Origin of the sequence: Herbaspirillum sp. B65 (assembly GCF_000333555.1) — a bacterium.
GTDB classification, from domain to species: domain Bacteria; phylum Pseudomonadota; class Gammaproteobacteria; order Burkholderiales; family Burkholderiaceae_D; genus Herbaspirillum; species Herbaspirillum rubrisubalbicans.
This window is the reverse complement of sequence record NZ_BADI01000039.1, coordinates 1-13,904: the sequence shown is the minus strand read 5'-3', so window position 1 is coordinate 13,904 and position 13,904 is coordinate 1. Positions and strand designations below refer to the sequence as shown.

Below are 13,904 nucleotides of genomic sequence, written 5' to 3'. Positions count from 1 at the left end.
GCGCGAGAGCCAGGCACTGTCCCTGTCCGGGGGCGAACGCCGCCGTGTGGAAATCGCCCGCGCACTGGCCACCGATCCGCGCTTCGTGCTGCTGGACGAACCCTTTGCCGGTATCGACCCGATTGCCGTGATCGAGATCCAGCGCATCGTGCGTTTCCTCAAGGAACGCGGCATCGGCGTGCTCATCACCGACCACAACGTGCGCGAAACGCTGGGCATCTGTGATCGTGCCTACATCATCAACCAGGGCACGGTGCTGGCCAGCGGCAATCCAGAAGAGATCATCGCCAACGAGTCGGTGCGCCGGGTCTACCTGGGCGAACACTTCCGCATGTAAGCAACACGCACACAAGCACAACGGTATTGCAACCAGCGGGCCACGCCGCTTCCCGAAAGAAAGATGAAACAGTCGCTCCAGTTACGAACCTCGCAGCACCTCGCATTGACGCCGCAACTGCAGCAGTCGATCAGACTGCTGCAACTGTCGACGCTGGAACTGCACCAGGAACTGGAACAGATCCTCTCCGACAATCCCCTGCTGGAACGCCTTGATGATGCGCTGGACAATTCGGTGCGCCTCTTGGCCGATGGCGCCGTCTCGGCCTCGCCTTCCAGCGGCGTGGCCGAGACCGGTGGCGACAACAGTGGCGACACCGCCCCCGCCGCGGTCGATGGCGAATCCAGCTTCGAGTATCAGGACAACAGTCCCGATACCGGCGTGACCGGTGAATCCGACTGGAGCTTCGACGACGTGGCACGCAGCGGCAAGTCGCCCGAGGACGAGGATGCCCGACCGCAACTGGAAGCGCATGAACTGACCCTGCGCGAACACCTGCTCGAACAGATCCGCGTGACCGCGCGCACCCAGCGCGACCGCGCCCTGCTGGAGCTGCTCACTGATGCGCTTGACGAAAGTGGCTATCTGGAAGAGCCGCTGGAAGAGATCCTGGCGCGCCTGCCGGAAGAACTGGGCATCGACCTGGAAGAACTGTCGATCTCGCTGAAGCTGCTGCAGAGCCTGGACCCGGCCGGTGTCGGTGCGCGCAATGCCGGCGAATGCCTGGCGCTGCAGATCCGGCGCCTGCCCAAGATTGCCTTCGTCACGCGCAAGCTGGCGCTGCGCATCGTGGAAGACTACCTGCCGCTGTTTGCCCAACGCGACTTCAACAAGATCAAGAAGGCCCTCGATTGCGACGACGAAGACCTGCGCGAAGCGCAGGCCGTCATCCGTCAATGTCGTCCGCATCCGGGGGCGGAATTTGCACGTGATGTCTCGGACTACGTGGTGCCGGACGTGATTGTCAAACAAACAAAGAACGGTTGGCAGGTCATGCTCAACCATGAGGTCATGCCCAAGCTGCGCGTCAACGCCATGTATGCCAGCGCGCTCAAGCAGGCCAAGGGCGAGGGCTCGCTTTCTTCGCAGTTGCAGGAAGCCAAGTGGCTCATCAAGAACATGCGGCAACGTTTCGATACCATTTTGCGGGTCGCACAGGCTATTGTGGAGCGTCAAAGAAACTTCTTTTCACATGGGGCAGTGGCAATGCGACCCCTTGTGCTGCGTGAAATTGCTGATACACTGGGTCTACACGAGAGCACCATCTCTCGCGTGACAACTCAGAAATACATGCTCACGCCGCACGGCATGTTCGAGTTGAAGTACTTCTTCGGTAGCCACGTCGCAACTGAAACCGGAGGTGAAGCTTCCTCCACCGCGATACGGGCGCTGATCAAACAGTTGATAGGAGCCGAGAACCCGCAGACCCCATTATCCGATAGCAAGATTGCGGATATGCTGGCAGAACAAGGCATGGTGGTCGCGCGACGCACAGTCGCCAAATACCGCGAAGTGTTGAAGATTCCGCCAGTCAATCTCCGTAAGTCCCTCTGAGTTTTTCCTCAGTTTTTCTGCAGTACCGTTGCTGTGTTCAGGCAAGCATCCCCGCTGGTGCCCATGCCATCCGACACGAAGACCGTGCCCGTGGTATAGCTGCAGCAAGGATCGATTGCACGAACCTCCAGTGACTTCACGATAGGAGTCTTGTATGAATCTGACCATCAGTGGACACCACCTCGAACTGACCCCCGCCATCCGGGAATACGTGCAAAGCAAGCTCTCGCGTATCAAGCGCCATTTCGACAACGTGATCGACGTCAGCGTGATCCTGAGCGTAGATAAACTCACAGAAAAGGAAAAGCGCCAAAAAGCGGAAATCAACGTCCACATCAAGGGGAAGGATCTACATGCAGAAAGCATTGCACACGACCTCTACGCAGCCATCGATGCGCTGATCGACAAGCTCGATCGCCAGGTCATCAAGCACAAGGACCGGCTGCAGGAACACCACTCCATGGCCAAGCGGCTGCCGGACGAAACGCCGGCTGATGCGGTGGCCGGAGCGGCATAAGCGACGGACCACTTCGATCGGCTGACTCGCATCATGAAGTGACGCTGAGACGGCGGATCGGAATCTCATGAGGAAGGGGCGCGCAAGCGCCCTTTTTCATTGCCGGGCCGGACTTGCATATCATATAAATCATTTCCGAAATGCAATAAAAGACCCAGCGCGGACGGCACGATGAGCAGCCGTTCCCAACGCATACGCCGGCTTTTCCCTATAATGTCGGCAATCCCATTTTTAAAGGCATAGCCATGAGCGACGTCCAATCCTGGATCAAAGAAACCGTGACCCAAAACCCTGTGGTGCTGTTCATGAAGGGCACTGCGCAATTCCCGCAATGCGGCTTTTCCGGCAAGGCCATCCAGTTGCTCAAGGCCAGCGGCGCCGAGAACATCGTCACCGTCAATGTGCTGGAAAGCCCGGACGTGCGCCAGGGCATCAAGGAATACTCGAACTGGCCGACCATTCCCCAGCTCTACGTGAAGGGCGAATTCATCGGCGGCTCCGACATCATGAGCGAGATGTACGCCTCGGGCGAACTGCAGACCCTGATCAAGGGCTGATTGCCGCCTGACCGGGTGTTCATCTCGTGAATCCTGTTTCCAGCCAGCCCCGCCAGCGCCTGATTGTCGCCATCACCGGCGCCACCGGTGCCATCTATGGCGTGCGGCTGCTGGAGCACCTGCGCAAACATGGCCAGGTGCAAACCCATCTGATGATCTCCGAAGCCGGCGTGCTCACCCTGCACCAGGAGCTGGACATGCGACGCAAGGATATCGAAGCGCTGGCCGACGTGGTCCACAACGTGCGGGACGTCGGCGCCTGCATCGCAAGTGGCTCGTTTGCCTCCACCGGCATGGTGGTGGCGCCCTGCTCCATGAAGACCCTGGCCGCCGTGGCGCACGGCCTTTCCGACAACCTCATCACCCGCGCGGCCGACGTGGTCTTGAAGGAACGCCGCCGCCTGGTCCTGATGGTGCGCGAAACCCCCTTCAACCTGGCTCACCTGCGCAACATGACCGCCGTCACTGAAATGGGTGGCGTGATCTTTCCGCCGTTGCCCGGCTTCTATCAACGGCCGGCCTCGATGGAAGAGATGGTCGATCACACGCTGGGGCGCGTGCTGGACATGTTCGGGATGTCCCTGCAGTTGACACCGGAGTGGCAGGGCATGAAGGCTGGATCGGACTGATCGTCCACGATCTGGTCGCCATAAGAAACGCGCCGCAGGTTTCCTGACGGCGCGTTTTTCATGGATGAGCGGATGACTCAACCGCGCCCGATATACGGCATCTTGGTCGCCATCACCGTCATGAACTGCACATTGGCCTCCAGCGGCAAGCTATCCATGTAGAGAATCGCACGAGCCACGTGTTCGGCATCCATGGTCGGTTCGACCTTGGTCGAGCCATCGGCCTGCAAGGTGCCCTTCTTCATGAGCGTGGTCATGTCGGTGGACGCATTGCCGATGTCGATCTGGCCGCAGGCGATGTCATAGGCGCGGCCATCGAGCGAAGTGGCCTTGGTCAGGCCCGTGATGGCATGTTTGGTCGCGGTGTAGGAGGCCGAGAACGGCCGCGGTGCGTGAGCCGAGATGGAACCGTTGTTGATGATGCGCCCACCCCGCGGCGATTGCTCCTTCATGATGCGGAAGGCTTCCTGCGTGCACAGGAACACGCCCGTGAGGTTGATGTCCACCGCCGCCTTCCACTGCTCCACACTCAACTCTTCCAGCGACACCGGCGGCGCAAAGATGCCGGCATTGTTGAACAGCAGGTCCAGGCGCCCGAAACGTTCGCGGGTCTTTGCAAACAATTGCTTCACCGAGACCGGATCGGTCACATCGGCCGATACCGCCAGTGCGTTGCCCCCATGCTCGCCGGCCAGCTTGACGGTCTCTTCCAGCGCCTCCAGGCGACGCCCGGCCAGGGCTACGCCATAGCCTTCACGCAGCAGCGCCAGGGTGATCTGCCGGCCGATGCCGGAACCTGCGCCGGTCACCAGCGCGATACGTTGGGGTGTGGTCATCCTCTGTACTCCTCCGTGATGTCATGAATACGCATTGCACCCGCTGGCGGCAAACAGCCTGCACGGATGCAAAAGAGGTTTTCACTATAACAAACAGGGGCGCGACACGGGATGAGCAATTTTCAGCTATCAGAGATGCCCCTCATCAGACATTCGCCGCTTCGCCTGCATCGCCACTGTGCTGCTCCTCTTCGGCGCGCAAGGCAGGCTCGGGCCGGCCGAGGAAAAAGCCCAGCGCCAGGCGCTGCACCAGCTTCCCATAGGGTGGATGGAACAATTGCGTGGGAAACAAGCGGCGGCGCTTGAATACGGTCCTGGCATGGGAAAGCTCACGAAAACCTTCCTGGCCATGATAGGTTCCCATGCCGGAATTGCCGACGCCCCCAAAGGGCGCGTCATGATTGACCACATGCCAACCCCAGTCATTGATGGTGACGCCGCCCGAATGAGTACTCCTGAGCAAGCGCTGCTGTTCCGACGCATCATGAGAAAAACAGTACAAGGCCAGCGGGCGCGCAGCTGCCGCGATATGCTCGATGGCCTCTTCGAGCGTGTGGTAGCCCAGTACCGGCAACACCGGCCCGAAGATTTCTTCCTGCATCAGCAACATCCCGGGCGTACACCGCGTGACGATGTGCAAGGGCATACGACAACCATCGCGCTCACGCTCATAAGATGCGCAGGTGCGAATCACCGCCCCCTTGGCGCGGGCATCATCCAGCATTTCCATCAGGCGACGGTGCTGCTTGAGGTTCACCACGGAGGTGTAATCGGGACTGCTAGCGTAATGCGCCCCGATCATGCGCGTGAAGGCCACCTGGAGTTCGGCCACGAATGCTTCCACCTTGGCCGCAGGCACCAGTGCATAGTCAGGGCAGACGCAGATCTGGCCGGCATTGCTGATCTTGCCGTGGGCGATGCGGCGCGCGGCGTCGGCGATCTCGTAATCGGCCCCGATCACCGCCGGTGATTTGCCGCCCAATTCCAGCGTCACCGGAGTCAGGTGCTCCGCCGCCGCCCGCATGATGGTCTTGCCCACCGAGGGAGAACCGGTAAAGACGATGTGATTGAACGGCAGGGAACTGAACAGATCGTAGGCCGGCAGTTTCTGGTAGACCACCATGACCTGCGTCTCATCGAAGATCTCGGCCAACATGCGTGCCAGCGTGCGGCCCGTGGCCGATGCCGCTTCCGGCATCTTGAGCATGACCCGGTTGCCGGCGGCGATGGCGGCGGCCAGCGGGCCGATGGCCAGGTAGATCGGAAAGTTCCACGGCACGATCACGCCGACCACACCTTTGGGCTGGTAGACGACCTCCAGCGAATTGGAGATGAACAGCAATTCGGGACGGCGGCGGGAGGGCTTCATCCATTTCCCGACATGGGAGATGAGGTGATTCAACTCCAGCGTGGAACCCAGCAGGTCGAACATCTTCGATTCCGTGGCAGCACGAAAACCAAAGTCGGCACTCATGGCCTCGGCCAGCACATCCTGGTAACGACTCAGTTGCCGCTTGATGGCGTGCAGATGTTTACGGCGTTGCGCAGCCGATGGATTGGGATCTCTGCGAAACGCCGACTGCTGAGCAGCGAACGCGGCCTGCAACCAGGCTTTCACGGCGGCAGGCGACTCGGTATCGATGGGCTCATGCGGCCTCATGGCAGCACCGCACCGGAATTGAGCCGCAACTGCAGGCCGTGGGTGCTGGCCAGGAAGGCCGGCCTGGCATCCTGCAGACCCAGCGCCCGCAGGTTAGCAGCCATGCGATGCGCCCCGGCGCCGATCTGCAGACGCACCGAACCCGGCAGACACATGCGGCCTCTGGCGCGGATATTGACCAGGGTACGCAACATGGTGTCGCGATGCCGGGAATACAGGATCAGATTGATCAATGGCGCGCCCACCCCAGCCCCTACCGCCCCGGACAGCGTGCAGATCGGATCGGCACCCTCAGGATCGCGGACCACGCCCTGGAATCGTCCGGCCTGTAGGCTGAAGTCGATCGGCGTAACGAACTTCGGATAGCTCCAGATATCCCGTCCCGCAGCACACGCTGCCGCCGTAGTCACCGGCAGGTCGATCACGTTGAAACCGACGATGCCCTTGTCCAGCGAACGCATCAACGACAGCAACGGGAACCGCGGTTGCGCGTGGCCTGCCGGAACGCAGGCGATAGCGGTTCCGACCTCGTTATAGCTGCCGATGGAACTGTCGCGATATGCATAGAAAGCCAGCGCCACCAATGTCTTGTCACCGAAACGGACCACCTCCAGCCCTTCGCTGAGCAAAGCCTGGGCCTTGGCACAATCGACCCAGAAGAAGGCCATCATCTGCGAGGCGTCGTAGTAGAGGATGGGCATGAGAACCTCCCCCTCGGAACTGCTGACACTGTTGCGTGGATACTGGAAGAACGGATCGCTATCCCACTTGTTCATGCCTCACACTCCCACTTGGTTTGCGTTATCGAGAAGCTGCCCCTGCCAGTCTTCGATCAAGGACAAACGATTGATCTGGTTGGTCCCTTCGAAGATGCGGGTGAGTCGCACGTCGCGAAAAATCCGTTCGATGCGCTGCTCGTGCAGAGCCCCGTGGTCGGCCAGCAAATCCATGGCCATTTCACAGACATGCTGGGCCCGATCGGTCGCCTGGAACTTGCACAGCGACGCGTGCAACTGGCGCGGTTTGCGAGCATGACGCGCCTCCTGCCAGACCAGGCTGCGGATGGCACGGGTCTCGGCCACCATGGTGGCCAGATGCAGTTGGACCTCCTGGTAATGGATGAGCGCCTTGCCAGCCAAGGTGTAACGGCGGGCAAACTCGATGGCGGTCTCGGTGGCGGCGCGGGCAAATCCCACCCCCATCGATGCCACCGGAATGCGGGATGAATTGAGCGTCAGGCGATTGAGCACCCAGCCCTTGCGCAAGCCCCCCACAATGCGCTCGTTGGGCAAAAAGACATTGTCGAACTCGACCTCGGCAGCCCCGGAAGCCCGCATCCCCATCTTCAATTCAGTGCGAGGAATGCGTACCCCCTGACTGGCACAATCGACGTAGAAGCAGGTCCACGACGCCATGTCCTCACCCTTGAGAGCGGCGAACACCGTCATCGACCTGGCCAGGTCGCCGCCGCTGATGTAGCACTTGCGACCATTGAGCAGATAGCCTCCCTGCACTGGCGTGGCGACCACGCCAGGACGGTAGCGCTGAGCACCATGCCCCTCTTCCACATCGGACCCGGCCTGCGGTTCGGTGATGGCGAAGGCCACCAGATGTGGATCGCCTTGCTGGTTGCTGCGATAGACCGGCAACAAAAAATCCTTGATCACCGACAGGTTGCCGGACATCAGCAAGGGCATACACCCCAGATGATGTGCCGACAACAGCAGCATGAGCCCACCGCAGGCGCGGCTGAATTCTTCCACCACCAAGCTGCAAGCCCAGATCGGTGGCTGCAAGGCGGCGCTCCAGGACAGGCTGCCCAGTGGCTTGGGCAAGAAATAGCTGAGCCAGCCAGCCTTGCCGGCCTGCACCAGCAATTGCCGGACCTGCGGATGGCACTGGTCGGGCGCCAGATGCGCGGCCAAGTCCAGGTCTGCCGAGAGCGGCTCCAGATACTGCTGCGCGAAGCTGCGCGCCTGCCGGCGCAGGCGCGCCAGACCACCCGGCAGGCGCGCCGTATCGCCTTGCCACAGGTCATCCAGGCTGGCATCGGCGAAGATCCTGGCAGCCAAGGGCAAGTCACGATATTTGTGCTGTGGCGATAAAAGATTGTCATAGGACAGATGACCGTCGAGATGATGGAGGGCGCTCATGCCTGACCTCCTTGGAGTGCTGCCAGCAGCAACGGCACTTCGCGCAGGCCGCCCGCCTGTAGCCGCAGCATGTTCTGGGTACGTACAATTTTCTCGGGACCGGCATCGCGCATGTAACCTATCCCGCCATGCACCTGCACCGACTGGTTGGCCGCCTGGCACAGGCTGGCCTGCACCAGGCCGCGCACGCCAGCCACGGCACCCAGGGACAGCTCATCCACCGGTCGTGCCAATTGCTGCAACATGGCCTTGGCCTGGCCGAGCGCCATCTCGATCTCGCCCAGCATTTGCTGGACTGCAGGGTGTTGAGCGATGAACTTGCCGCCCTGGCGGCGAATCCCTGCGTACTGCCTGGCGTAGGTGGCGCTGCGCTGGCCCGCGCCGACCGCAATGGCCAGCAGGCCCATCATGTCCAGTTTCAGGAAGCGTTCATAGAGTGCCGTTGCCGGCGCAGCCAGCAGACCTGAAGCGACGTCCTTCCTGGATGTCAAACCCACCAGGTAGCCCCGCAGTTCATCCAGGCCATGCTGGGCTGCGCAGGCTTGCACGATGAGCTGGTCACGCGCGAGCACTTGCCAGCCGATGCGGCCTGCCTGCCAGATGGGCCACACCAGGGTTTCCCAACTCTCGGCAGCAAACAGCACGCAGCGATGGGAATCATGATCCAGCCAGTCGGCCAGCACGCCCTCATCTTCCGGCGTGGCCTGCTGCGCCAGCAAGCGTCCCAGCGCAGATTGCGCAAGACCATAGTGACCGGTACTCAACATCGTCATGCCCAGCACTGATCCGAGCCGCACCTGATGCTGCAATGCGCCGGTCACGGCGCGTGCCAGCGCGGCGCGGTGCCAGGCAAAGGCGATGCCGGCATTGGCATAGGCCACCTGGGTCAGCAATCCGATATTGAAGGCCATGCCCTCCTGCTGATCGCAGTTTTCCCAAAGGGCAAGGCCGGATGGGCCGTCGGTGCCGGGGATCAACCCCAGCCCGGCAGCCTCATCGCTCAAGGCGCCGAGTAACTGATCGGTAAGGATGATTTCGGGACGTTCTGAGGCAGCCATCACGCGCTGCAATGAAAAGGTCTCGACCTCTGCGAGCAGGGCCGCGACATCCTGGGCATCGAGTTCCAATTGTCGTCTCCGTTATGTATTATTGATTGCAGCTTTTTTTATTTAACGGAAATTTATCAAGCTCTCCTGCTCTCCCCATCCCTAGCCGCGGCCAAAAAATTGATATCTTCGGACAAGATGGCTTCTCTACATTCCTGGAATTTTCCGCGCAGCGTGACCGGCACGCGCCTGCTGGTGGACTTTGGCGTGGGGCAATCGATGAGCGAACAGGAATGCCTGCAGGAGAGCGGCCTGCATCTGGAAGACCTGCGCAATCCCAGGCATGTGGTGACGGCCGAACAGGAGCTGCGCGTGATCAGGAATCTGCTGCGCAAGTTGCAGGGGCAGATCCCGCACCTGGGTATCGAGGTGGGGCTACGTTACCACTACACCACCTTCGGCATCCTCGGCTTCAACCTGGCCACCTGTGCCAGCGCACGACAAGCGCTGGAGACGGTGGTGAGCAAATATTTCAACCTGACCTTCGCCTTCACCACCTTCCGTGTCAACGAAAGCGATACGGAAACCGAGGTCATCATCGATGCTTCCGACGTTCCGCACGATGTCCGTCGATTCGTCATCGAACGCGACGTCGCCGCCCTGATCGCCGTTCAACGCGAACTTTCCGCCGACCGGGAGTCGGCCCGACGCGTCTGCTTCGCTTTTGACGAGGGCCAACAAGCTGGGCATTACGCGCAGGCCCTGGGGGTTGCGACCGTATTCAATCAGCGCCACAACCGAGTCTGCTTCGATCGCCAGCGCCTGCTTGCGCCGCTGGCGCAAGCCAACGAACTGATACGCTGCAGCACCGATGAACAATGCGGTCAACTGCGCACGCAATACCAGAATGGCATCAGCGTGGCAGCCAAGGTAAAGGAACGCCTGAGCGAGAATCTCGAACTGGACATGGAACAATGCGCGCGCGCCATGTTCATGACCACGCGCACGCTACGGCGCCAACTCGATGAAGAAGCCACCTCGTTCAAGCTCATCAAGGACAGGCTACGCCTGGAGCTGGCCAGGCAATACCTGGTGGAACAAAGTCTGTCCGTGGAAAACACCGCGCTACGCCTGGGCTACCAATCCTCCTCGGCCTTCGTCGCGGCGTTTCGTCGCATGACCCAGCAGACACCGCTGGAATTTCGCAAACACCAGCAGGCAGACACCCTTGAGAAATAGCCGCCCCAAGAGCGCTTCCCGGCCTGCCGAGCTTACACCGTAGTGGACAGCGGCTTGCCCGTATCGATATCGAGCACACGCGCTGCCTGCTCCAGGCGCGCACGATCATTGCCCCAGACCTGGCACAAGGCCGTGTAGGCAATCCAGCGTGCATCGATCTCGAAGAAGTCACGCAGGTTCACGCGTGTATCGCTGCGCCCGAACCCATCCGTGCCCAGCGTCACGTAATCGGCCGGCACGAAGGCGCGAATGCTCTCCGGCAAGCTGCGGATGTAGTCGGAGACCGCAATGACCGGCGCTGCACTGCCCAGCAACTGCTGCGTCACATACGGCAGCGCGGCGCTGCCCGCCAGGCGCTGCGCACGCTGTGCCGCCACGCCATCGCGCGCCAGTTCGGTATAGCTGGTGACGCTCCATACCTCGGCCTCGATCTGCCAGTGCTGTTGCAGCAGCGCCGCCGCCGCCACGGCTTCCTTGAGGATGGGGCCCGACCCCAGCAGCCGTACTTGCGCTCCAGGCTTGTGGCCCAGGCAGTACATGCCGCGCAGGATGCCGTCCTGCACACCGTCCGGCAGGCTGGGCTGGGCCTCGTTCTCGTTGGTGACGGTGATGTAGTAGAAGACGTCATCACCACGCTCCATCATGCGGCGCATCCCTTCATCAAGGATCACCGCCAGTTCATACGCATAGGCCGGGTCATAGGAGACGCAATTGGGAATCGAGGCCGCCGTCACCAGGCTGTTGCCATCCTGGTGCTGCAAACCCTCGCCGCCCAGGGTGGTGCGACCCGAAGTCGCGCCGATCAGGAAACCGCGCGCACGCTGGTCGGCGGCGGCCCAGATCAGGTCGCCGATGCGCTGGAAGCCGAACATCGAATAGTAGATGTAGAACGGCAGCATCGGCGTGCCATGCACCGAGTAGGCGGTGGCCGCCGCGGTCCACGAGGAAATCGCCCCCGCCTCGGTGATGCCCTCTTCCAGGATCTGGCCATCCTTGGCTTCGCGGTAGTAGAGGATGGAGCCGATATCTTCCGGCTCGTACAACTGCCCCTGCGAAGAATAGATGCCGACCTGACGGAACAGGTTGGCCATGCCGAAGGTACGCGCCTCATCGGCCACGATGGGCACCACGTAGCGGCCAAACTCCGGGTCCTTCAACAGGTTGCCGAGCTGGCGCACCAGCGCCATGGTGGAGGACATTTCCTTGCCATCAGCCTGCAGCGCAAACTGGCTGTGCGCTTCCAGCGGCGGCACCGCACGCCTGGCATCGCCGCCCTGCCGGCGCGGCAGGTAGCCGCCCAGAGCGGCACGGCGCGCGTGCAGGTGCTTCATCTCGGCACTGTCGGCGGCCGGCTTATAGAAGGCCAGTTCGCGGCATTGCTCATCCGACAGCGGCAGCTTGAAGCGATCGCGGAATTGCAGCAGGCTTTCTTCATCGAGCTTCTTTTGCTGGTGCGTGGTCATCTTGCCTTCACCGGCCGCGCCCATGCCATAACCCTTCTTGGTCTGCGCCAGGATCACCGTGGGCTGGCCACGATGCTGGGCCGCGGCCTGGTAGGCCGAGAAGATCTTCTTCATGTCGTGGCCGCCGCGACGCAGGCGATTGATTTCTTCGTCGGTCAAGGTGGCGCCGATGGCGCGCGTGCCCGGTGTCTGGCCGAAGAAATGCTGGCGGTTGAAGGCGCCATCGTTGGCCGCGAAGGTCTGCAATTGTCCATCCACCGTGCGGTTGAGGGCATCGACCAGTTCGCCATCCTGGTCGCGCGCGAACAGGCCATCCCAGTCCGAACCCCACAACAGCTTGATGACGTTCCAGCCGGCCCCGGCAAAGAGCGTTTCCAGCTCATCGACGATGTGGCCATTGCCGCGCACCGGACCATCCAGGCGCTGCAAGTTACAGTTGACCACGAAGATCAGGTTGTCCAGCTTCTCGCGCGAGGCCAGCGAGAGCGCCGCCAGCGATTCAGGCTCATCCATCTCGCCATCGCCGAACACGCCCCACACCTTGCGTCCCTGGTCCTGCAACAGGCCGCGATGTTCCATGTAGCGCAGGAAACGCGCCTGGTAGATGGCATTGATGGGACCGATGCCCATGGAGCCGGTCGGGAACTGCCAGAAATGCGGCATCAGCCACGGATGGGGATAGGACGACAGCCCTTGTCGCCCGACGCGCTTGGCCTCGATCTCGCGCCGGTAATAGGCCAGGTCATCTTCGCTCAATGCGCCTTCCAGGAAGGCGCGGGCATAGATGCCGGGCGCCGAATGCGGCTGGAAGTAGACCACGTCGCCAGCGAACTTGTCATCGCGGGCGCGGAAGAAGTGATTGAAACCGACCTCGAACAGGTCCGCCGCCGAGGCATAGCTGGCGATGTGCCCACCCAGTTCGCCATAGGCGCGGTTGGCGCGCACCACCATGGCCAAGGCATTCCAGCGCATGATGCTGGCGATGCGCTCCTCGATGGCCTGGGCATCCGAGCCGCCCGGAAAGGGTGGCTCCTGGGCCGGACGAATGGTGTTCAGGTAAGGTGTATTGCGCGCATCGCGCCAGTTCACGCCCCACTGCTGGGCCGCTGCCGACAGGCGCGAGAGCAGGAAGCGCGCACGTTCCGGGCCGGCCTCGGCCAGCACGCTTTGCAGCGCTTGCAGCCATTCCTGGGTTTCCTGGGCGTCGATATCGATGTCGCGGGGGATATCGGTTTGACTGGGGCGGGACATGTCCACTTCCTGATCTCCTGTTGTACTCGTAGGCGCGCCGGGACGGATAACGTACAGAACGGCAGGAAATCTGCACGCACTGCAATCGCTGCTATGCAAAGAGACAAAAAGCCGGTAAAACACAGGCCGCGCCATCGGTCTCCCCGCGCCCGACGCCTTTTCGGTCTGGTGTTGATTGAGGGCTTGCTGGCGGATGGAACTACCCGACTACGATACGCCGGAAGGGCCGGCATGAGTCACTTAAGATAAGAAGTTGCCGTACAATATTCAGCATCCAGTGCTGTAAAACTGAAACCGACAGAATTTAATTTCGATATTTGCCGCCTTCCCCGGCTTCCATCGCATCGATGTGCAAATGGCCACGCCCAAGAAGCAAGGCGCGGCGCAACTGGTGCCGGGCAGCGCCGTGATCCCGCTGAACTGACCCTGCCCTGGCAGGACGTGGACGGTGCCTCATCTGAGCTCTGATCTCTGATCTCTGAGCACCGTCCGCCCACCATCAGGCCGCAGTCAGGTCGTTGACAGCCGCTGCGGCTATGATCGTGGGCTACCATGCCACCCTTGGCGCATCCCCGCTGGCCCTCCCCTCGCTCATGAATCTTCCAGACCCCTCTTCGCCGGCTGCCGCCATCGACATGCGGGAACTTAGCTCACCTGCCCGG

Annotated in this window: 13 protein-coding genes; 7 read left to right on the top strand and 6 right to left on the bottom strand. The window is 61.5% G+C overall.

The window, feature by feature from the left end:
- From I5W_RS00855 to I5W_RS00835, 5 genes are all read left to right on the top strand, one after another.
- The coding region (locus tag I5W_RS00855) for an ATP-binding cassette domain-containing protein (RefSeq protein ID WP_044527835.1) at positions 1 to 337 on the top strand (337 nt) is incomplete at its 5' end.
- A gap of 63 nt (positions 338 to 400) precedes the next feature.
- Positions 401 to 1,891: an RNA polymerase factor sigma-54 gene (locus I5W_RS00850; protein ID WP_044527834.1), complete on the top strand. Its 1,491-nt coding sequence runs from the start codon at positions 401 to 403 to the stop codon at positions 1,889 to 1,891.
- Positions 1,892 to 2,045: 154 nt separating this feature from the next.
- The gene (hpf, locus tag I5W_RS00845; RefSeq protein WP_017452550.1) at positions 2,046 to 2,408 is read left to right on the top strand and encodes a ribosome hibernation-promoting factor, HPF/YfiA family; all 363 of its coding nucleotides are present in this window, start codon (positions 2,046 to 2,048) and stop codon (positions 2,406 to 2,408) included.
- A 245-nt stretch (positions 2,409 to 2,653) separates the two neighbouring features.
- A complete protein-coding gene (gene grxD / locus I5W_RS00840; protein ID WP_017452551.1) occupies positions 2,654 to 2,965 on the top strand; it encodes a Grx4 family monothiol glutaredoxin in 312 nt (103 codons plus the stop codon).
- Positions 2,966 to 2,991: 26 nt separating this feature from the next.
- Positions 2,992 to 3,594, top strand: a complete 603-nt coding sequence (locus tag I5W_RS00835) for a UbiX family flavin prenyltransferase (protein WP_044527833.1) — start codon at positions 2,992 to 2,994, stop codon at positions 3,592 to 3,594.
- 77 nt (positions 3,595 to 3,671) lie between these two features.
- Here I5W_RS00835 and I5W_RS00830 read toward each other — a convergent pair whose 3' ends face one another.
- The 5 genes from I5W_RS00830 to I5W_RS00810 all read right to left on the bottom strand — a co-directional run bounded on the left by I5W_RS00830 (position 3,672) and on the right by I5W_RS00810 (position 9,370).
- Entirely contained in the window at positions 3,672 to 4,430 is a 759-nt protein-coding gene (locus tag I5W_RS00830) for an SDR family oxidoreductase (protein WP_044527832.1), read from the bottom strand.
- 145 nt (positions 4,431 to 4,575) lie between these two features.
- Positions 4,576 to 6,090, bottom strand: a complete 1,515-nt coding sequence (locus tag I5W_RS00825) for a coniferyl aldehyde dehydrogenase (RefSeq protein WP_044527831.1) — start codon at positions 6,088 to 6,090, stop codon at positions 4,576 to 4,578.
- Positions 6,087 to 6,866, bottom strand: a complete 780-nt coding sequence (locus tag I5W_RS00820) for an acetoacetate decarboxylase family protein (protein WP_044527830.1) — start codon at positions 6,864 to 6,866, stop codon at positions 6,087 to 6,089. The genes I5W_RS00825 and I5W_RS00820 overlap by 4 nt, the downstream gene beginning before the upstream one ends.
- A gap of 3 nt (positions 6,867 to 6,869) precedes the next feature.
- The gene (locus I5W_RS00815; protein WP_017452556.1) at positions 6,870 to 8,243 is read right to left on the bottom strand and encodes an acyl-CoA dehydrogenase family protein; all 1,374 of its coding nucleotides are present in this window, start codon (positions 8,241 to 8,243) and stop codon (positions 6,870 to 6,872) included.
- Positions 8,240 to 9,370: an acyl-CoA dehydrogenase family protein gene (locus I5W_RS00810; RefSeq protein WP_017452557.1), complete on the bottom strand. Its 1,131-nt coding sequence runs from the start codon at positions 9,368 to 9,370 to the stop codon at positions 8,240 to 8,242. Before I5W_RS00810 ends, I5W_RS00815 begins: the two co-directional genes overlap by 4 nt.
- Positions 9,371 to 9,487: 117 nt before the next feature.
- Between I5W_RS00810 and I5W_RS00805 the strand changes: the two genes are divergently transcribed.
- Positions 9,488 to 10,528, top strand: coding sequence for an AraC family transcriptional regulator (locus I5W_RS00805; protein WP_237741886.1), 1,041 nt, complete (start codon positions 9,488 to 9,490; stop codon positions 10,526 to 10,528).
- A 32-nt stretch (positions 10,529 to 10,560) separates the two neighbouring features.
- Here the strand turns inward: I5W_RS00805 and mdeB are convergent, their stop codons facing one another.
- Positions 10,561 to 13,242: an alpha-ketoglutarate dehydrogenase gene (gene mdeB / locus I5W_RS00800; RefSeq protein ID WP_044527829.1), complete on the bottom strand. Its 2,682-nt coding sequence runs from the start codon at positions 13,240 to 13,242 to the stop codon at positions 10,561 to 10,563.
- Positions 13,243 to 13,549: 307 nt separating this feature from the next.
- Here mdeB and I5W_RS33010 point away from each other — a divergent pair, with 307 nt between their 5' ends.
- Positions 13,550 to 13,666, top strand: coding sequence for a ZrgA family zinc uptake protein (locus I5W_RS33010; protein WP_306302665.1), 117 nt, complete (start codon positions 13,550 to 13,552; stop codon positions 13,664 to 13,666).
- Positions 13,667 to 13,904 lie beyond the last annotated feature (238 nt).